Consider the following 17,920-nt stretch of genomic DNA (forward strand, 5'->3'; position numbering starts at 1 on the left):
CGTGCTGCACTATAAGAAGGTAGTTTCAGTGCAGGCATGGGCGTTTTGGCAATGGGGCATGTTTGTCTGTTGCGCACTTACGCTTCCTGTGCCTCCTCATTCCATATATAAAGAAGGAGATGAACATGAAACGAATGGCAGTAGTTTTGGTGTGGCTGGTGTGCTGTGCCCCCTTTGCCCAGGCAGGGGGCTTTACCCTGAAAAGCCCGGAGATTACAGCGGGTGGCACCTTGACCAATAAACAGGTGTTGCAGGGGTTTGGGTGTGAAGGGGATAATATTTCACCTGCCTTGCAATGGACACATGCCCCGGCCGGAACCCGCAGTTTTGCCGTAACCGTGTACGACCCGGACGCCCCCACTGGCAGCGGCTGGTGGCACTGGGTGGTGTTTAATATCCCTGCCAGTGTGAACAGCTTGCCTGCCGGGGCGGGCAGTGGCCTTGCTCCGTTGCCGCAAGGGGCGGTGCAGTCGCGCACCGACTTTGGCGTGCCAGGGTTTGGCGGTGCCTGCCCACCACAGGGGGACGCCCCCCACCGGTACCGCTTTGTGGTGCATGCCTTGAATGTGGAACACCTGCCCCTTGATGCAAATGCCTCCGGAGCGTTGGTGGGCTTTATGCTGCACCAGCACAGCCTTGGCAGCACGGAAATTACCGCAACCTTTGGCAGGTAATACGCTGTAATTACCAACAGTAATACGTTTCACCGTACGCAGCACCCCTCGGCACAGCCTTTTCCTGCTTCATGCAGGGGCTGTGCCGTTTTTGGCCTGTACGGTGGCTTTATGCGTGTTTGGGAAAGGTAAACTTCTTGGCTAAGTTACCGGTAACTTTTAGCTTGGGCTACAGCTTGGGCGGCGGCGTGTGCCCATAGCACGCCAGCACGCACTGTTTGGCAAAATCCGGCTGGTATGTGCCGCTGTGCGGGGCTGTTCGGCGCAGGGTGTCCACCTGTGCAAGGCGCTCAAGAATATATGGTTCCAGTTGGCTCCAGGTGGAGTGCCCTTCCTTTATGGCGCGCAGTTCTTCCCGCTGTTGCAGGGGGAATACGATTTTCCCGGTGAGCAGCAGCTCCTCTACTTGGTACAGTGCCCGCACCGCATGGGAAAGCGCCTTAAAATCAATGCCGTTATTGTGCTCTGCTTCCAGGGCTCTGGCTCCGTCACGCTGCATGTCTCCCTGCACCCGGCGGGCAAATTCTTCCATGCCAATGCTGCCCATGTGGGTTTTGCCGCATAGGTGCAGCCCTTTGCCTTGGCGCGTTTCCACGGCAAAGCAGTGTTCGGAGTCATCACACAGCCCGGCAATTACGTCTATGCATGGCAATAACTTTGCGTGGGCGGGCAGGTTGCCTGTTTGTTCGGCAAGCCAATGCCCCACCCGGCGCAATGCTCCTACCCGGGAACCCTTGATGCCGTATTGCTTGGCTTGCCCCAGGCTGTATTCTGCATAGGCCCGGCCTGATACCGTGTCTGTGAGCTTGAGGGGGTTGGCAAACACAGCGTCCAGAGCAGGGCTGCGGTACAGGGTACAGGCAGGGTGGGAAGGGGCAAACAGCATATCAAGTGCCCCAATATCCCCGGCAGGCAGGAGTTGGAGCAGCCAGTGCTGCACAGACCACAGGTCAATGTCCACGTCCTGGGCCGTGTTGCGGCGCGCGTTGTTGCCTGTGGAATAATGCAGGCTTTTGGTCGCTTCCTGCAAGTGCAGGGAAGTGGTGGAGGGGAGAAAAATCCCCCGAATATCCACGTCCGACTTTCCTGGCGATTCTGTGCCGTACAGGCTGGAACCAAACAGGGTGAGAAAAAGCAATGTGGCCCCGTGTTCACGGCACAGTTCATGCGCCTGGGCAAGATACTGCGAGGCACCAGGAAGTTTTGGGGGCAGGGGCGGGGCACTGGCGTTCATGGCAAAGCCGCAGAGAAGTGAGTTGCAGGGAATGAGGGGGTACACGCCACGATCTTGAAAGCAAAGAAGAAATGCACGCAAAAGCCGTGGAAAGCAGAACGCGGTATACAGGCAAAAAGTCTCTCCTGAAATAGTCTTAAATATTCAAACGATACTCGGAAAGTTTATATCGCAAGCTCCGCTCGCTAATGCCAAGCACAGCCGCCGTGTTTCCTTTATGCCCGCCAGCGTGTTTAAACGCCCGCAAAATGGCGCGAATTTCCGCTTCCTTCACAGCCGTGGCAAGGCGCAGGTTTTCCGGGGGGGGCACCTGTTCGTCTGCCTGGGCAGCCGAAGCGCCACCCCCTGCCCCGCGTGCCGCATCCAGCAGCAACTCAATGGGCATGTCATCCACGCAAATAACCGTATCGCCGTTCAGCAGAATGAGCCGTTCCAGCAAGTTACGCAGTTCCCGCACGTTGCCTGGCCACAAGTACGCTTCAAAAAGTGCATACACGTCTTGATGCAATGCAGCATTGGGCTTGTGGTACAGGCGTTTGAAGTGTTCCAGCAAGTGTTCTGTTACCGGGCGAATGTCGCTGGTGCGCTCCCTGAGGGGAGGCAAAAAAACAGGGATGACGTTCAACCGATAAAAAAGGTCTGCCCGGAACGCGCCACTTTGTACCATTTGTTGCAGGGGCCTGTTGGTTGCTGCAACAATCCGTGCTTCAAAGGGAATTTCCTTTTCCCCGCCCATACGGCGAAAGCGTTTTTCTTCCAGTACCCGTAAAAAATCAGTTTGGTTGGAAAGGGGAATTTCGCCCACTTCATCCAAAAAAAGGGTGCCCCGGCCTGCCATTTCAAAAGCGCCTTTGCGCTGGCGGTTGGCCCCGGTAAACGCGCCACTTTCATGACCAAAAAATTTATTGGCAAACAGTTCCCCCTGCCAAATGCCACAATTCACAGCAACAAAAGGGCGTGCATTGCGGCTTGAAAGGTCGTGAATGAGCTGGGCAAACAGTTCTTTGCCCGTACCGGACTCGCCAAATATAAGGATTGAAGCGTCGGCACTGGCAACCTGCTGGGCAACGGCATAAAGACGCTGCATGGCAGAAGACCGGAACACAAACGAAAGTCCGGCCTGTTCCGCAACATCTTCCCCCCCCATAGCAATACGAATAACATCGCCAGGCGGAGAAAAAGGCGCATCCGGCAATTTTTTGCCGTTATCTTTTTTGGCGTTGGGCATATACATTCTTTGTTTATCGTGAAAATTGGCACAACCTTCATGCTGCCTGTAAGAAAAATAGTAATATAATAACATGCAGAGGGCAACAAGATAACGAATAATCCCGTACGTCCGGCAAATTGCTGCCGCTTGCGGCAAAATTTTGCCGCCAAAACGGTGGTTTATTTCTATAACTACGTTATTTCACAAGCAAACAGAAACGGCACGTTATATGCTTAAGGAAAGGTGTGGTTGAAACATTTGTTTCAGCCTTTTGGCAGAACCCCAACCGGAGTAAGGCAGCGTATGAATCCTCATAAAAAACTGTGGACATTTCTGTTTGCTGGCACACTGGCTGTAACCATTTTAGGCGGAGCCCTGTTGGCACTTGGGGCCACAGATTCTGTAACAACCATTGCAACCCAGGCAGGGGAAACCCTGAATGCTGCCACAGGGCAGGCGGGCATGCCCTGGTGGAGCTGGCCACTTATTCTGCTTGTGTTCTGCTTTATCCTGGGTGTTGTTGCCGTGCTGGCCGGTGTTGGTGGCGGCGTACTTTTCGTGCCGCTGGTCAGTGGTTTTTTCCCGTTTCATATCGACTTTGTGCGCGGTGCGGGGCTTATGGTGGCCCTGGCTGGTGCGCTTGCCGCAGGGCCTGGCTTGCTTAAGCGCAACCTTGCCTCCCTTCGCCTTGCCCTGCCTGTGGCGCTGATAACCTCAAGCGGAGCCATTGTGGGGGCACATTTAGGCCTTGCCCTGCCCCCCCATATAATACAGCTGTCTTTGGGCATAACCATTCTGGGCATTGCCATTCTGCTTATTCTTGCCAAAAACAAGGAATTCCCCGAAGTGCCCAAGCAAGACGCCCTGAGCCTTGCCCTGGGCATTAATGGCTCTTATTACGAGCCCAATACCGACACCGTGCATGACTGGAAAACCCACAAAACAGTGCCCGGAATGCTGCTGTTCATTGTGATTGGGGTCATGGCAGGCATGTTTGGGCTTGGGGCAGGGTGGGCTAATGTGCCCGTGCTGAACCTGCTTATGGGGGTGCCGTTAAAAGTGGCTGTTGGCACAAGCAAGTTTCTGCTTTCCATTACAGACACCTCTGCCGCCTGGGTATACCTGAACCAGGGCTGCGTTGTGCCGCTTATTGCCATTCCCTCCATTGTGGGGCTTATGGGTGGCTCTTTTGTGGGGGTGCGCCTTCTTGCCAAGGCCAAGCCAAAATTTATTCGTTACATGGTTATTGGCGTACTGCTCTTCGCTGGTGTGCGTTCCTTGATGAAAGGCCTTGGCATATAACACCGTGCACATGCCCTGTATGGCTGCGCTGCCCATGGCCCTGTAATGGTAGCATATACCACCTCGGCGGGAAAAACCGCCGGGCGATTGCCCAAAAAGCATAAGGATGGAACAAATGAAAAACAGAGCTGTTGCTTCTGAAGCACAAGTGGCTTATTCCAATATTCTTTTTTATGGCTGCTGGCTAGGCCTTGCCATTATGACAATAACTTACTCGCTGTATGTTTTTGGCATTGTTGAAGCCCATGTGCCCCTTGCAAAACTGCCTGAAATATGGGGCAAGCCAGTGACCCATTATTTACAAGTGGGGCAGGTGCCTGTGGGCTGGGGCTGGGTGGCCTTGCTTAATACTGGCGATTTTATCAACTTTATAGGCATGGTGTTGCTTGCCGGGCTCAGTATTGTTTGCTACCTGCGTATTATTCCTATGCTTTTTCGTGAAAACAAAGCCACTGCCGTTATTGCAGTTTTGGAAATAATCGTCCTTCTTGTGGCGGCTTCCGGCATTGTGGGTTCCGGCGGGCATTAATGTGCTCACTTCGGTTGCGTGCCTTCCAAACAGAGCACAAAAAAAATGCAAAAAGGATAAACCAACATTGCAGAGTACCGCAATAAGCTGATACGTAGTTTTGAAGCACAGTTCCCGCATTTGCACTACACGTAACGGAACGGATGTGAGCAGCGTATCAGGGTCACCGGGCCGCTTTATTCAACATCAATACGGGTTGTACCTCATGCTTTTTTCCCAACAACTGGCAGCTGTGGACATTTTGTCCGTGTTAGAAACCCTTCCCCTGGGCATTGCGCTGGTGAGCCCTGAAGGTGTTTTTTTGCACTGCAACAGTGCCTTTGCCCGGTTGGCAAACCTTGAAAAAGAGCGTGTACAAGGGCTGCCGTGCCGCCATGTGTTGCGTTCGCGCCTGTGCGTGGCAGGGTGCGCTTTGGGGTGTGGGGCCTTTGGGCAAAAAGAAGGGACACCCCATTCTGGCTCCATAGGACTTGGGCACCTTGCCGAGATAAGCGCCCTGGCCCGGCATGGAGTTGAAACAGACATACTCACCGCCAGCCATAAAAAGATTTTTGTGCGGCTCACGCATATTCCCGTACACGACGAAAACGGCATCATCGTATTCTACCTGGATGTACTGGAAGACTTAAGCCCCATTAAAAAACTGGAACTGCGCCTGCAGCACGAAGATAGGCAGAAAAGTGTGGTGGGCAAAAGTCCGGCCATGGAACGCATTCTGACTATTCTGCCAGGGCTTGCCGCCACAGATACCCCCGTGTTCCTTACGGGCGAAACAGGCACAGGCAAAGACTTGCTGGCGGAAACCCTGCATGCCATGTCTTCACGTTCACACGAGCCTTTTGTGCGCATAAGCGTTGGCCCCATGCCGGAACAGCACTTGCTGGAAGAATTGTTTGGTTCTGTGGGGCAAACACTGCATGGCAAGTCCGGGCGCTTTCAGCAAGCCGGAAGTGGCACCCTGTATATTAGCGAACTGGCAGACATTCCCCTTGCCGTGCAGCTACGGCTTATTCGCTTTCTGGATGAGGGGGTGGTGACCATGGAAGGGCAAACAACCCCCATGCGTGTGAACGCACGGCTCATTACAGGAACCAATAAAATGCCGGAATCGCTTATGGCACAAGGCGCCTTGCTGCCAGAACTGTATTACCGCCTGAATATTGGGCACCTGCACCTGCCTGCCCTGCGCCAACGTGTGGAAGATATCGACTTTTTGCTCCTTTATTTTTTGGAACAGTTTGCCGCCAGGTTTAAAAAGGAAGTACAGGGTTTTGCCCTGGACGCCAAAAAATGCCTCACAGCCCACACGTACCCTGGCAACGTGAGGGAATTGCGTAATATTGTGGAATATGCTGTCATGGTATGCCCACACCGCCTGGTTGGTTTGGAATATTTGCCAGCCTACTTGTTGCAGGCGGTTCCCCCTGAAGTAAAAAAGACAAAACAGGCCAAAAGGGGGAAACAGGCATGAAAACCCGCACTATTTTGGTTGTGCTTTGCCGCGATGAAGTTGCCCCCCGGTTTGACATGGCTGTGGAAGCGCTCATCGCCAGTACGGCAGAACAAGACACAACCAGCGGGCAAGAACCGCGGCATATGCTTTTGGCCCACCCTTCCGGTGAAGAAATGTGCGACCTTGCAACGCGCCTTGGCGTGACCACTGTGGTGTGCGGTGGCATTGAAGAAGACCATTTCCACTTTCTGCGCTGGAAGCGCGTGGATGTTATTTGCAACGTTCTGGGCCAGGGCACGGCCGCCCTTGCCGCCGCCCTTGCAGGCACCTTGCAAGATGGAGAGAACCTTTTTGCAGCGCAACAACACACGGCAGGAACCCCATGAAAAGCGAAACCCAGCATTATGAAAAATTACGCCGCAACATTGTGGGTATTCTTGCGGTTGTTGCCCTTGCCCCGGTCCTTTTGCTTGCGGCTGTCAATTATGCCGAATTTCAGGCAAGTTTTACCGCGGAAACGCAAGCCCCGTTCGTGTCCATGGTGGGTAAAGGGAAAAACTCGTTTGAACTTTTCCTGGCGGAACGCAGCTCAACCGTAAGTCTTATTGCTTCAGCCTACAGCTTTGAAGAACTGTCCACGCCGCAAACACTGCGCCATATTTTCCAGGCCATGCAAAGTGAATTTACGGGCTTCACGGATGTTGCCGTTATTTCCGATGAAGGTATCTTGGTGGCTTATGCAGGGCCAGGCCAACATCTTCAAAAAGAGCTTATGGGGAAAGATTATTCCCAACAGGAGTGGTTCCATAAAGTTCAGGCCCAGAACCGCTATGTGAGTGAAGTTATTGAAGGCTACCGCCAGTATCCGCACGTTCTTATTGCTGTGCAGCGCCATTCACCAGACGGCCGTTCCTGGGTTGTTCGTGCAGCCATTGACACCACCCCCTTTAGCCGCCTTGTTGCCGACATGAGCCTGGAACCGGGGTCTGATGCCTTTCTTGTAAACCGTTCAGGTGTGTTGCAAACCGATTCTGTAAACTACGGGAAAACGTTGGGCCAGTTCCCCCTGGCCGTTCCCCCCCCCAGCTATGAGGCCAGCATTACCAAAGCGTTAGACGAGCAGGGCAACGCCATACTTATGGCCTATTCGTACCTGCGTAATGCCGATTATGTGCTTATTGCCACAAAACCAGCCAGAAACATGCTGCAAAGCTGGCTTTTGCTGCGTACCGATATTTTGCTTATTTTTCTGGGCGGAGCGCTATGTATTTATTACGTTGCCGCCAAAAGTGTGGACAAGCTCATAAGCCGCTTGCGGGAAAGCGATTTGAAGCGTGACCAGGCTTTTTCGCAAATGGAGCATGCCCAAAAACTTTCTTCCATTGGACGCATGGCTGCCGGGGTGGCCCATGAAATTAATAACCCCCTGGCTATTATTAATGAAAAGGCGGGTCTTATGCACGACCTGCTCTCCCTGGCGGAAGATTTCCCCCGCAAGGAACAGTTTTTACGTCAGATTGAGGCCATTCACTCTGCGGTGGCCCGGTGCCGGGACATAACCCACCGTATGTTGGGCTTTGCACGGCGTATGGAAGTAAAAATTGAATCACTGGACATAAATGAAATGCTGGAAGAAACCCTCCTTTTTTTCAAAAAGGAAGCCCAGCACCGCAATGTACGCATTGTGGAAGAACTGGAACCGGCGCTGCCAAAAATTCGTGGGGACAGGGGCCAGTTGCAACAGGTTATTTTGAATGTACTGAATAATGCACTTGCCGCAGTGGGCGAAAATGGGCAGGTGAGCATTAGCACAATGCAAAAAGATACCAATACCATTGCCATGTGCATTAAAGACAATGGCTGTGGCATGAGTGAAGAAACAAAACAGCATATTTTCGAGCCGTTCTATACCACAAAAGGCAATGAAGGAACGGGCCTTGGCATGTCCATTATTTATGGCATTATTCAGCGCCACCATGGTGAAATTGCTGTTGAAAGTGAACTTGGCAAAGGCACCCTTCTTACCATTTGCCTGCCTATTTCCAACACCCTACAGGAGGAACAGGCATGAGCTCCACCTTGCAAGGTATTCGTGTGCTGCTGATAGACGATGAAGCCGAGTTTGTGAACACCCTGGCGGAACGGCTGGAATTGCGCGGCCTTGTGCCCCAGGTGGCAGAAACTGGCCATGATGGCCTGGCCATGCTGGAAGATTCCGAATTTCAGGTGGTGTTGCTGGACATGATGCTGCCGGGTATGCGCGGCACAGATGTGCTGCGGAAAATACGCACAAGCCACCAAACCCTTCCTGTTATTTTGCTTACTGGCAATGCCAATGCCAAAGACGGCATTGCCGGCATGAAGGAAGGGGCCAGTGCTTACCTGACAAAGCCGGTAGACCTTAACGAACTGTTACGCGTGGTGCAGGAAATGGTACAAGGAGAACCCCGTGACTGATAAACACTTTATGGCAAAAAATCTGGCTTCTTCCACCCATGAACTGCAAAATATTCTGGCAATTATTAAAGAATCCAGCTGCCTTGTGGAAGATGTGCTCCAGATTAACGGCAAGCCCCGCATGAAGCATGGGGACAAGCTGTATCATTCACTGGAAGTTATAGGCGAGCAGGTGGACCGCGCCAAAGTGCTGCTGCGTGCCTTGAACAGTTTTGCCCATGCCGTTTCAGACGGGGCACAAACATGCGACCTGGTGGAAACCGGAAAACAGACGGCACAGTTGGTGGAGCGTTTTGTGCGCCTGAAAGAGCATGCCCTTCAGGTAGTGGTGGAAAATGGTTCCGCCCACATTGCCTGCCCGCCAGAGGAGGTTATTGAAGCCCTGCATTCTCTTATTATCCAGGCAATAACGGCCTGCACCCCCAAAGCCCCTGTTTTGTTGCGGCTTGGTGCCCAGCAAAATGGCCAGGCACTTGCCATTATTGAAGTGGCTGGTGCCGCCTGGAACCCGGAAGAAATGGAGCAGCTTGCTGCCAAGGCCGGGGGAAGCGTTGTTCTGGCACCAGGGGTGTGCACTGTGCAGTTCCCTTGTGCTGCCAGTTTGTGAGGCGCTATGCAAGCAGGTACACAAAAATCTGTTCTTATCATTGATGATGAAGAAGACTTTGCCCACACACTGGCGGAACGTCTGTCCCTCAGGAATTTAGCTGTGCAAGTGGCTTGTTCCGGGGCAGAAGGGCTGGCTTTTATGGAACAAAATCTACCGGACGCTCTGTTGCTTGACATGCGCATGCCTGCAATGTCTGGCATTGAGGTATTGCGCACTGTGCGGCAAAAGTACGGTATGTTGCCAGTGCTTATTATTACAGGGCATTGCTCGCAAGAAGACCACGACAGAGCACAAGAACTTGGCGTGCAGGGGTATCATTCCAAGCCACTTGATTTTAAGGAATTATTTGAGCAGCTTGTGGAAGTGTTGCACCAAAAATAAGCTGGCCTGCGGGCAATAGCCACAAGAGTATTGCAAGACTTTTGCACAATAGCCTTAACGTGGCTTCCCGTAGGGAAGACGCTCTTAAAAAGCACGCCCAACGCAGTGTTGTAATGGTCTTACTTCAGGAGGCTACCATGTCTGCATCGCCTTCACGACAGCCAGTTCTCCTTCTTGTGGATGATGAAAAAGAGTTTGGTGCTGCCCTTTCTTTCCGGCTGGGTACGCGGGGGTTGCCCTGCCTTTATGTCGAGAGCGGGGAAGAAGCCCTGACTATGCTGGAAACACCGGGGCTGGAAGTAGTGCTGTTGGATGTGAACATGCCTGGCCTTGGTGGCATTGAAACCCTTATTGCCATAAAGCAGAAACGGCCTGAACTGGAAGTGGTGCTGCTGACAGGAGAGGCAAACCTGGAAACAGCCGCCAGGGGAATGCGCCGCGGCGCGGGCGATTATTTGCTCAAACCCGTGAATTTTGAAAAGCTGATACTTTCGCTTGAACGTGCCCGGCAGCGGGCTGCCTCCCACACGGAACGGCTGCGGGCTGTACAGGCCGGGCATCTGCTTGCCCTTGGCACCCTGGCGGCAGGGCTGGCCCATGAAATGAACAACCCCCTGCACATTATTACCCAGGGGGCAGAATGGCTGGAAGAGCTGGCTGAGGAATGCCAACAGGGCACATGCGACACAACCGCCCTGCAAAAAACGGCTGGGCAGGTAAAGCACAATGCCATGCGCTGCGGCAACCTTGTTGCCCAACTGCTGCACCTTGCTACCCACAGCAAGCACCGGCAAGGGCAAACCCATGTGCCCCAATTGCTGCACAAAATGGCCACCCTGTGGCAAGAACCGTTGAACAGCCTGGGGGCCCAACTGGTGGTTGACTGCCCGGAAACACTGCCACCAGTGCCGTGTACTACTGTGGAACTTGAACCCGTGCTCATTCATTTGGGCAAAAATGCCCTGGACGCTTTGGAAAACCGGAAAGAACAGGAAGCCGGGCAGGGGGGGGCACCCCTGGTTTTGCGCCTGTATGCACGGCAGCATGGCGGTATGGTGCAGATAGAGGTAGCAGACACCGGGGAAGGCATTCCCCCAAGTGTGCTGCCGCATATCTATGACCCCTTTTTTTCCACCCGCCCGGTGGGAAAGGGCGCCGGGCTGGGCTTAACCATGTGCCATAGCATTATAAGCGCCTTGCGGGGGAAAATAAGCCACAGCCAGCAGGAAGGCGGGGGCACTGTGTGCCTGCTTGAACTGCCAGTGGAGTTGCAAGAAACGAAGTAACGGCAATTCTCGTTTGCTACTGCCAGACTTGGTATTACGGAGTCTGCGCGAGCAGGCGACTATTCGTACTTTTTGGCGCGTTTTCCCTGCGGGAAGCTGCTTTAAGACTATTTTGCAATAGTCTTAGCGTGAGCAACACATTGCAAAGTAAACGTATTTTCGACTAACAAAAAGGGAGTTTTTCATGAATTTGAAAAAAATGAATCTTCTCATTGTGGATGACGAACCTGCCTTGTGCCGTGTGTTGGCGGAACGCCTGAATATTTTATATGGCATTACCCCGGACACCTGCCACAGTGGTGAGGAAGCCCTGGCCAAGGTTGCCCAAAATACCTACGATGTTATTGTGCTGGATATTGAAATGCCCGGCCTGAACGGGCTGGATACCTTGAAACAGCTTCGGCAAATTGCTCCAAAAACGCAGGTTGTCATGTTTACCGGGCATGGCTCCGATGAACGCCGTGTGCTTGCAGAAACCCTGGGGGCATTCAATTATGTGGATAAAATTGATGGTCTTTCCACACTCGCCCCTAATATTGAAGGCGCCTATAAATTGCGCAAAGCCCTGGAAGATACCTATGCCGCAGTAGCCATGAATGAATATTCTTCCTAGGGGCAGTTGGCGTGAACGAATTGCTGTTCGCTGCCAGGAAAGTATGTATTTCTTGCTGGTTAGCAGTAACACATAACAGTACGGGGTAGCTATGAACAGGCGCACCTTCTTAACAGTTATAGTTGGTTTGGGATTGAGTGGTATAACCTCTGTTGCAATGGCCCGTGGCGGCAATGGTGGTGGCGGCGGCGGTGGTAACGGTGGCGGCGGCGGTGCTGGTAGCGGCGGCAGTGGTAGGGGGAACGGCAGTGGTGGCGGCAAGCAGCAGCAAAGCCAGCAGCAGAACACCTACCAAAATCGCAACGGGGAGCAAGGCTCACAACAAGGCACACGCAGTAGTGGCACTTTTTCGGGCTCCCAGCGTGGAGCACGAGACGGCTCCGGGCCGGGAAATGGGCCAAAGGACGGCACAGGGCCAAACCACCCCCAAAATACACAATAACGCGAACGGCACCCGCCTTTGAGACGAGTGCACAAGAATTTTATGTTTGTCATGGCCAAAAGGCCGCATCATTGTAAATGCCGTAAATTGACCCCATTGACATTCTCCCCCAAAAGTTATTCCAGATAGTTGCTGGATGCTCGAAAATCCCCTTTGACAACGCCAAATGTTAAGCACTTACATACCTGAAAATGTAAGTGCTTTTTTTGGTTATTCCTGGAATAGCTTGGAAAAGTCATCGTAACACACATGCGTAGTACACCCTCTTCCCAATTCTCTAAAAATCGCCTAAATTCGCTCAAAATCAATCATTTCTAGCGCGCAGTTACGGGTGTGGTAGCATGGCCACAGTAGTTGGCAGTGCGTGCGTACAAGGAAAAATCATGAAAGAATACAGGCACAGACAAATTCTGGCTATTCTTGAACAGCGTCCTGCTGTGTACGCTCAGGAACTGGCGACCATGTTGCAAGCTTCTGTAAGTACCATTCGCAGGGATTTGCAGGAACTGCAAACAGCAGGGCAATTGCGCCGTGTGCATGGTGGGGCGTTTGGCGAAATTGATGGTGAAACGGAATTTGGCTTGCGGCTATGTGCCCGGAGGCAAGCAAAGCAGGCTATTTGCCGGGCCGTGGCAGAACATATTGACTCCGGCATGGTGCTTTTCATCGATGGTGGCACTACCACAGAACTGCTTATTCCCCTTTTGGTGAATAAGGTTGATTTAACCATTGTAACCTGTGGTTTGAACATTGCCCTGCACCTTACACGCTACCCTTACTTGAATACCATTCTGTTGGGGGGAGAAGTGCATGCTAAATCACGCACTGTGGTGGGCATGTTACCCACTTCCCAACTGGAAAGTTTTAACATGCGCTTTGATGTAAGCCTTATATCCACCGCAGGCATAAGTGCAGAACACGGTGCTACCAACAGAATGATTGAACGCCTTGCACTGAAGAAAAAGGCCATTGCCAACAGCACCCACAGTTACTTGCTTTGCGACAGTTCAAAAGTTGGTTGCACGTACTTGGGGCAAGTGGCGCCACTTTCCCAGTTCCGTGCTTGTTTTGTAGACGATGCCGTAACCCTTGAACAAAAAAAGAACCTGCAAAAAGCGGGCAATATGGTTTTTGTGCCATTGGTGGAAAAACCGTAAGGTCCGCAGGGTGTTGGTTCATGGTGTTTTTTGAAACAGCAAAGGCACGTGTACACTTTTTTCCCATAACCCTTCTTAGGAGGACATCATGAAACAGGTTCCCATTACTGACTGGCTTCAAAAATTGCCCGGTGGCATGATGCTTGTGCCCCTCATTCTTGGTTCGCTGGTGGGGACATTTGCGCCAGACTTTTTGCAGCTTGGCTCGTTTACCACAGCCTTGTTCAAAAACAGCGCATTACCTTTGATAGGGCTGCTTATTTTGGCAACAGGCGCACAAATTAACGCCCGTCAAAGTACTGGCGTGTTTAAACGGTGCGGTGTTGTGCTGCTGGGGAAAACCCTTATTCCAGCCCTGCTTGTTATTGTGTATGGCAACATTTTTGGGCGGGAAGGAATACTGGGTGTTTCCCTTATTGCTGCCATGATCGCCTTTACCAACTCCAACGGGGGGTTGTGGCTGGCCCTTGCCGGGCAGTATGGCAATGAGGAAGACAGAGGCGCTTATATTGCCAGTGGCCTGAATGACGGCCCCTTCTTTACCCTGCTTGCTCTTGGCCTTTCCGGCCACGCCAACGTACCCTGGCAGGCTATTGTGGGCACCGTTATTCCCTTTATTGTGGGGTTTGTGTGGGGAAATGTGGACCGCAAATTTGCTGACATGATGAAGCCCACAGCCGCCATTACCATTCCATTTTTCTCCTTTGCACTGGGCACCGGCATTAACCTGAATAACCTGATAACAGGTGGCATGACAGGCATTTTGTTGGGTATTGCTGTTACTGTGGTTACGGGCACCCTGTGTTTTATCGGCTACCGCTGGTTTGTGAAAGATTCCAACCCCGGCATTGGCTTTGCGGCAGGTACCACCGCTGGCAACGCTGTTTCCAGTGTTATTGTGGTTACCCAGGCCGACCCAAGCTTTGCCTCCTTCCAGGGCGTTGCCACAGCACAAATTGCTGCTGCCGTGCTGGTTACTGCCTTGCTTAGCCCGCTCTTTACGCACTACATGTCCAAGCGCTACGCCAAGGTGAAGCAAGGGGCATAGCCATGAACCAATATGCTGTGATTGCGGATGATTTAACTGGCGCAGGCGATACAGGCGTGCAGTTTGCCAAGGCGGGAACTGCTGCCCGTATTTTGTTGGGCAACTGGGGCCGTAATGACATTGTCGGGTGCGAAGTGGTGGTTACCCACACTGAAAGCCGCGCCCTTGCGCCAAAGCAGGCCTATGCGGCGGTGGCCAATTGTGCCACCGCGCTGGCGGAAGCCGGGGTTATGCCCCTGTATAAAAAGGTCGATTCCACCTTGCGCGGGCAAATTGGGGCGGAAATTGATGCCATGATGGACGTGTGGCACCTGCCCATGGCCTTGTTGTGCCCGGCGTTTCCTGCCAATGGCAGAACACTGGTGGGGGGCTACCTGCTGGTGCAGGGGCAGCCTGTTTCCCGCACACCCATTGGGGTAGACCCCGTTTGCCCCGTTAAGGAAAGCCACATTCCCACCTTGCTGCACGGGCAAACCACCCGCCTTGTGCACAGCATAAACTGTTCCGACCTGGATAAAGGGGAAGAACACGTGCAGGCATTACTTACAGAGTTTGCCGCACAAGGCGGTGGCATTGTGGTGGCAGATGCTGTTACCCAGCAGGACATGGCCTTGCTGGAAGCGGCCTGTTATGCCGTGAACCCATCAATTTTGCTTGTGGGTTCGGCAGGGTTGGCCCAGCCGCGGGCTGCCCGTTTGCAACAGCAAAAGCCTACACCCAAGCCGGTACTGACCATTGTGGGTTCAGTAAACCCCGTTTCGCGCGAGCAGCTTAAGCGTTTGCAGCGTGAAGGTGCAGGCTTTTTGCTGGTTACGGCGGCTGATTTGCTGGCAGAAGAAAGTGCCTGGCAAGCTATTTTGCAGCAAAAGCAGAATGAACTGCAACGTATGCTGTTACAGTATTCCAATGTGGCGGTGGCCACACCGGGCAACCGGGAAGAAGTGCAGGCTATGGTACAGCAAGGCGAAGCGTTGGGCATTTCCGTGCAGGAACTCGCCCACAGAATTGCCGCCCGCACAACCCATGTTGCCAAAACAGTGCTGCAAGAAGGGCCGGAACCTGCAGTGGCAGGGGTAGTGGTAACAGGTGGCGACATGGCCCAGGCCATGCTTTCCCACCTGGGCGTCACTGGCATTAACCTGCTGGACGAAGTAAGCCCCGGCATTCCTGTTGGGCTTTTGTGTGGCACAAGTGTTGGTGGCTTGCGGGTGGTAACCAAGGCTGGCGGGTTTGGCACGGCGGAAGCGCTTGTGGAAGCAGCCACTTTTTTACGAGAACGTGCATAAGCGACGCTTAGGCAGTGCCCCACGCCTTTGGCGTGATACGGGGCACTGCTGCGGAGCAGAAGAGGAGCGTATATGACAGTCCCCATTTTGGCCCTTACTATGGGCGACCCGGCCGGAGTTGGGCCGGAAATTATAGCCAAAGCCCTGGGGCGGGTGGAAGACCTGGCAGGCTGTTTGCCTTTTGTGGTGGGTGATTACGCCACCATGCAAGGGCAGGCCCAGTATTTGCAACCAGGGTATTCATTTGTGCGGGTTGCCAGTGCGGAAGAAGTGAAGGCCCTGCCCAAAACACACTTTGGTGTGTACCAGCCGCATGGCAACCTGCACGGCATTGTGGCGGGGCAACTTTCTGCCCAGGCCGGGCAGGCCGCTGCGGCCTATGTTTATGGGGCTATTGAGCTTGCCAAGCAGGGGGCTATTCAAGGTATTGTTACCGCACCGTTGAACAAGGCTGCCCTGCACATGGGGGGCGACACCCACCCAGGCCACACGGAAATGCTGGCAGAAGGGTTTGGGGTGGAAAATTACGCCATGGTACTGGCAGCAGAAGGCAGTTATGTGTTCCACGTAACCACGCACTGCTCCCTGCGTGATGCCATTGGGCTGCTTACTGTGGAAAGTGTGTTGCAGCGCATTATTTTGGCCCACCTGCTTGCCAAAGCACTGGGGCAGGAACAAGACGTCATTGGTGTGGCAGGGGTAAACCCCCATGCCGGGGAAAACGGCTTGTTTGGCACAGAAGAGATTGACACTATTGCCGTTGCTGTGGAACAAGCCAAAGCTCAGGGCATTCCTGTTGTGGGGCCACTTCCTGCTGACGTGCTGTTCCCGCAAATGGCACGGGGGAAATACCACTTTGCCATAGCCATGTACCATGACCAGGGGCATGCCGTGTTCAAAGCCCTGTACTTTGATACAGGGGTGAATATTACCATTGGTCTTCCTGTTATTCGTACTTCCGTAGACCATGGCACGGCCTTTGATATTGCGGGCAAAGGCATTGCCCAGGAACAAAGCATGGTGGAAGCCATTCTGCTGGCAGCAAAGCTTGGGCCGAGCTGGAAAAGTATTAGCGAACAGTCGCAATAATTGTCTTTATTGGATTTTACAGTAAAAATACAGGCTGGCTCTTTTAGTAAGGAGCCAGCCTGTATTTTCAACGTAGGTCATATGGGCATTCTGTATGTTACAGAACGTTTTTCCCGTGTTTTTCACGCATTTCGGCAACAGAGGCGGCCAGTGCGTCGCCGTCCATTACCATTTCCATCATGCTGATTTGTTCTTCCCAGGCGGCTGGGTCGGCTTCGGCTTTCAGCAGGGGGTCAAGAATGTGGTATACGGGGAGTCCCAACGAGACTCCGGCCAATGGGCCTGCAAAGGTAGGGTCGCCAGCGGTTACGGTTTCGGCATAAATGCCTGCCCCTTCCGCATCAGAAGCCCCCAGTACAACAACGGTATTTTCCGCTCCGTACTGTTCGGTAGCGTCTTTTACACGCTGCTGATTTTGCAGGTCCATGGCGCCTGCCGCGGTTCAGACAAAGCATTCAGTGGCAGCAAAAACCACTTCAGCTCCGCTGGCGGCAAATACGCTTTCCATGGCAGGGCTGGGAATTCCGTCCCTTTCGCCCAGCAGGACCAGCTTTTTTCCGGTCAGCTTGCTCATTTTCCGTCTCCTTACAACGGGTTACAGGGTTGTGGCACTGTGCAGGGCATAGTGCATTCTTAAAAATTCTCTCACAGGAGTTGGGGACGCGTTGATTAGCTGGCGTTTTGGAAACGTGCAGTTATTTCGTTTGGCAAGGCGCAAACCTTTTTTGAAGCAGGAGTGGACTCTTTCGTCCTCGACTGTTTAAAAAAAGTGAAGCAACGCCGCCAAACGGAATAAATCAGCGTTTTCTCAGCCTGCCAGGGCGGCGGTTTTAGCCTTCACCGCCTCCAAGGTGACTTCTGCCCCGGCCAGGCGGTCTTTGCATTGGCCCCCGTTAAAGAATAAAAATGTAGGCACGCTCATAACCTTCAGCTCAATGCACATGCGGCGGTTGCCTGCCACGTTTACCTTGCAGAATGTCACTTTGCCTTCATACTCCGCGGCAAGCTTTTCAATTTCCGGCATCAGGGCAAGGCACGGGCCGCATTGTGGACCCCAAAAATCGAGCACCACAGGACCTGTGCTTTGGGTTACTTCCTGTTCAAAATTCTCTTTGGTAATCTCTATCATGGCATTCTCCTTTGGTTGTT

General features: G+C 53.1%; 20 protein-coding genes. 15 read left to right on the forward strand and 5 right to left on the reverse strand.

Annotated features, from left to right (window positions below):
• The first annotated feature begins 125 nt into the window (after nucleotides 1-125).
• On the forward strand, nucleotides 126-674 hold the full coding sequence (locus G497_RS0112785) for a kinase inhibitor (RefSeq protein ID WP_281171065.1): 549 nt from the start codon (nucleotides 126-128) through the stop codon (nucleotides 672-674).
• A gap of 169 nt (nucleotides 675-843) precedes the next feature.
• Here the strand turns inward: G497_RS0112785 and G497_RS0112790 are convergent, their stop codons facing one another.
• Together G497_RS0112790 and G497_RS0112795 are read right to left on the reverse strand one after the other, a co-directional pair.
• Nucleotides 844-1,908, reverse strand: a complete 1,065-nt coding sequence (locus G497_RS0112790; protein ID WP_156908117.1) for a DNA polymerase beta superfamily protein — start codon at nucleotides 1,906-1,908, stop codon at nucleotides 844-846.
• A 136-nt stretch (nucleotides 1,909-2,044) separates the two neighbouring features.
• A complete protein-coding gene (locus G497_RS0112795) occupies nucleotides 2,045-3,136 on the reverse strand; it encodes a sigma-54 interaction domain-containing protein (RefSeq protein WP_034637971.1) in 1,092 nt (363 codons plus the stop codon).
• Nucleotides 3,137-3,580: 444 nt separating this feature from the next.
• On the opposite strand from G497_RS0112795, the gene G497_RS0112800 reads away from it, so the two are divergent.
• The 10 genes from G497_RS0112800 (at nucleotide 3,581) to G497_RS18235 (ending at nucleotide 11,749) form a co-directional block, all read left to right on the forward strand.
• Nucleotides 3,581-4,420: a sulfite exporter TauE/SafE family protein gene (locus G497_RS0112800; protein ID WP_245576401.1), complete on the forward strand. Its 840-nt coding sequence runs from the start codon at nucleotides 3,581-3,583 to the stop codon at nucleotides 4,418-4,420.
• A 115-nt stretch (nucleotides 4,421-4,535) separates the two neighbouring features.
• On the forward strand, nucleotides 4,536-4,949 hold the full coding sequence (locus G497_RS0112805) for a hypothetical protein (RefSeq protein ID WP_027188433.1): 414 nt from the start codon (nucleotides 4,536-4,538) through the stop codon (nucleotides 4,947-4,949).
• A gap of 145 nt (nucleotides 4,950-5,094) precedes the next feature.
• Nucleotides 5,095-6,420 (forward strand): sigma 54-interacting transcriptional regulator, encoded by a 1,326-nt coding sequence (locus G497_RS18215; RefSeq protein ID WP_156908118.1) that lies wholly within the window; start codon nucleotides 5,095-5,097, stop codon nucleotides 6,418-6,420.
• The gene (locus G497_RS0112815; RefSeq protein WP_027188434.1) at nucleotides 6,417-6,788 is read left to right on the forward strand and encodes a hypothetical protein; all 372 of its coding nucleotides are present in this window, start codon (nucleotides 6,417-6,419) and stop codon (nucleotides 6,786-6,788) included. Before G497_RS18215 ends, G497_RS0112815 begins: the two co-directional genes overlap by 4 nt.
• Nucleotides 6,785-8,473, forward strand: a complete 1,689-nt coding sequence (locus G497_RS18220; RefSeq protein ID WP_051258121.1) for a sensor histidine kinase — start codon at nucleotides 6,785-6,787, stop codon at nucleotides 8,471-8,473. Before G497_RS0112815 ends, G497_RS18220 begins: the two co-directional genes overlap by 4 nt.
• Nucleotides 8,470-8,859, forward strand: coding sequence for a response regulator (locus tag G497_RS0112825; protein WP_245576394.1), 390 nt, complete (start codon nucleotides 8,470-8,472; stop codon nucleotides 8,857-8,859). The genes G497_RS18220 and G497_RS0112825 overlap by 4 nt, the downstream gene beginning before the upstream one ends.
• Nucleotides 8,852-9,466, forward strand: coding sequence for a HAMP domain-containing histidine kinase (locus tag G497_RS19365; RefSeq protein WP_027188436.1), 615 nt, complete (start codon nucleotides 8,852-8,854; stop codon nucleotides 9,464-9,466). Before G497_RS0112825 ends, G497_RS19365 begins: the two co-directional genes overlap by 8 nt.
• A 6-nt stretch (nucleotides 9,467-9,472) precedes the next feature.
• Entirely contained in the window at nucleotides 9,473-9,850 is a 378-nt protein-coding gene (locus tag G497_RS18230; RefSeq protein ID WP_034637973.1) for a response regulator, read from the forward strand.
• Between the two features lie 137 nt (nucleotides 9,851-9,987).
• Nucleotides 9,988-11,136: a sensor histidine kinase gene (locus G497_RS0112840; protein WP_027188437.1), complete on the forward strand. Its 1,149-nt coding sequence runs from the start codon at nucleotides 9,988-9,990 to the stop codon at nucleotides 11,134-11,136.
• Between the two features lie 184 nt (nucleotides 11,137-11,320).
• Complete coding sequence (locus tag G497_RS18235) at nucleotides 11,321-11,749, forward strand: response regulator (protein ID WP_051258122.1); 429 nt, start codon at nucleotides 11,321-11,323, stop codon at nucleotides 11,747-11,749.
• A 109-nt stretch (nucleotides 11,750-11,858) separates the two neighbouring features.
• On the opposite strand, the gene G497_RS0112850 is transcribed toward G497_RS18235, so the two are convergent.
• Nucleotides 11,859-12,044, reverse strand: a complete 186-nt coding sequence (locus tag G497_RS0112850; protein WP_156908119.1) for a hypothetical protein — start codon at nucleotides 12,042-12,044, stop codon at nucleotides 11,859-11,861.
• A 530-nt stretch (nucleotides 12,045-12,574) separates the two neighbouring features.
• Between G497_RS0112850 and G497_RS0112855 the strand changes: the two genes are divergently transcribed.
• The 4 genes from G497_RS0112855 (at nucleotide 12,575) to pdxA (ending at nucleotide 16,771) form a co-directional block, all read left to right on the forward strand.
• The gene (locus G497_RS0112855; RefSeq protein ID WP_027188439.1) at nucleotides 12,575-13,348 is read left to right on the forward strand and encodes a DeoR/GlpR family DNA-binding transcription regulator; all 774 of its coding nucleotides are present in this window, start codon (nucleotides 12,575-12,577) and stop codon (nucleotides 13,346-13,348) included.
• Between the two features lie 88 nt (nucleotides 13,349-13,436).
• The gene (locus G497_RS0112860) at nucleotides 13,437-14,396 is read left to right on the forward strand and encodes a 2-keto-3-deoxygluconate permease (RefSeq protein ID WP_027188440.1); all 960 of its coding nucleotides are present in this window, start codon (nucleotides 13,437-13,439) and stop codon (nucleotides 14,394-14,396) included.
• A gap of 2 nt (nucleotides 14,397-14,398) precedes the next feature.
• Nucleotides 14,399-15,682, forward strand: a complete 1,284-nt coding sequence (locus tag G497_RS0112865) for a four-carbon acid sugar kinase family protein (protein ID WP_034637976.1) — start codon at nucleotides 14,399-14,401, stop codon at nucleotides 15,680-15,682.
• Nucleotides 15,683-15,754: 72 nt separating this feature from the next.
• A complete protein-coding gene (gene pdxA, locus G497_RS0112870; protein ID WP_027188442.1) occupies nucleotides 15,755-16,771 on the forward strand; it encodes a 4-hydroxythreonine-4-phosphate dehydrogenase PdxA in 1,017 nt (338 codons plus the stop codon).
• Between the two features lie 97 nt (nucleotides 16,772-16,868).
• Here the strand turns inward: pdxA and grdA are convergent, their stop codons facing one another.
• Nucleotides 16,869-17,345: a glycine/sarcosine/betaine reductase complex selenoprotein A gene (gene grdA, locus G497_RS0112875; RefSeq protein WP_084516290.1), complete on the reverse strand. Its 477-nt coding sequence runs from the start codon at nucleotides 17,343-17,345 to the stop codon at nucleotides 16,869-16,871.
• 234 nt (nucleotides 17,346-17,579) lie between these two features.
• A complete protein-coding gene (locus G497_RS0112885; protein WP_027188445.1) occupies nucleotides 17,580-17,900 on the reverse strand; it encodes a thioredoxin family protein in 321 nt (106 codons plus the stop codon).
• Nucleotides 17,901-17,920 lie beyond the last annotated feature (20 nt).

This window comes from Desulfovibrio cuneatus DSM 11391, assembly GCF_000430005.1.
Classification (GTDB): Bacteria; Desulfobacterota; Desulfovibrionia; order Desulfovibrionales; family Desulfovibrionaceae; genus Frigididesulfovibrio; species Frigididesulfovibrio cuneatus.

Excerpts from the sequence above, each read along its gene's own strand:
- G497_RS0112785 (WP_281171065.1), top strand. The coding sequence starts at position 126 with ATGAAACGAATGGCAGTAGTTTTGGTGTGGCTGGTGTGCTGTGCCCCC.
- G497_RS0112790 (WP_156908117.1), bottom strand. The coding sequence starts at position 1,908 with ATGAACGCCAGTGCCCCGCCCCTGCCCCCAAAACTTCCTGGTGCCTCG.
- G497_RS0112795 (WP_034637971.1), bottom strand. The coding sequence starts at position 3,136 with ATGCCCAACGCCAAAAAAGATAACGGCAAAAAATTGCCGGATGCGCCT.
- G497_RS0112800 (WP_245576401.1), top strand. The coding sequence starts at position 3,581 with ATGCCCTGGTGGAGCTGGCCACTTATTCTGCTTGTGTTCTGCTTTATC.
- G497_RS0112805 (WP_027188433.1), top strand. The coding sequence starts at position 4,536 with ATGAAAAACAGAGCTGTTGCTTCTGAAGCACAAGTGGCTTATTCCAAT.
- G497_RS0112815 (WP_027188434.1), top strand. The coding sequence starts at position 6,417 with ATGAAAACCCGCACTATTTTGGTTGTGCTTTGCCGCGATGAAGTTGCC.
- G497_RS18220 (WP_051258121.1), top strand. The coding sequence starts at position 6,785 with ATGAAAAGCGAAACCCAGCATTATGAAAAATTACGCCGCAACATTGTG.
- G497_RS0112825 (WP_245576394.1), top strand. The coding sequence starts at position 8,470 with ATGAGCTCCACCTTGCAAGGTATTCGTGTGCTGCTGATAGACGATGAA.
- G497_RS18230 (WP_034637973.1), top strand. The coding sequence starts at position 9,473 with ATGCAAGCAGGTACACAAAAATCTGTTCTTATCATTGATGATGAAGAA.
- G497_RS0112840 (WP_027188437.1), top strand. The coding sequence starts at position 9,988 with ATGTCTGCATCGCCTTCACGACAGCCAGTTCTCCTTCTTGTGGATGAT.
- G497_RS18235 (WP_051258122.1), top strand. The coding sequence starts at position 11,321 with ATGAATTTGAAAAAAATGAATCTTCTCATTGTGGATGACGAACCTGCC.
- G497_RS0112855 (WP_027188439.1), top strand. The coding sequence starts at position 12,575 with ATGAAAGAATACAGGCACAGACAAATTCTGGCTATTCTTGAACAGCGT.
- G497_RS0112860 (WP_027188440.1), top strand. The coding sequence starts at position 13,437 with ATGAAACAGGTTCCCATTACTGACTGGCTTCAAAAATTGCCCGGTGGC.
- G497_RS0112865 (WP_034637976.1), top strand. The coding sequence starts at position 14,399 with ATGAACCAATATGCTGTGATTGCGGATGATTTAACTGGCGCAGGCGAT.
- pdxA (WP_027188442.1), top strand. The coding sequence starts at position 15,755 with ATGACAGTCCCCATTTTGGCCCTTACTATGGGCGACCCGGCCGGAGTT.
- G497_RS0112885 (WP_027188445.1), bottom strand. The coding sequence starts at position 17,900 with ATGATAGAGATTACCAAAGAGAATTTTGAACAGGAAGTAACCCAAAGC.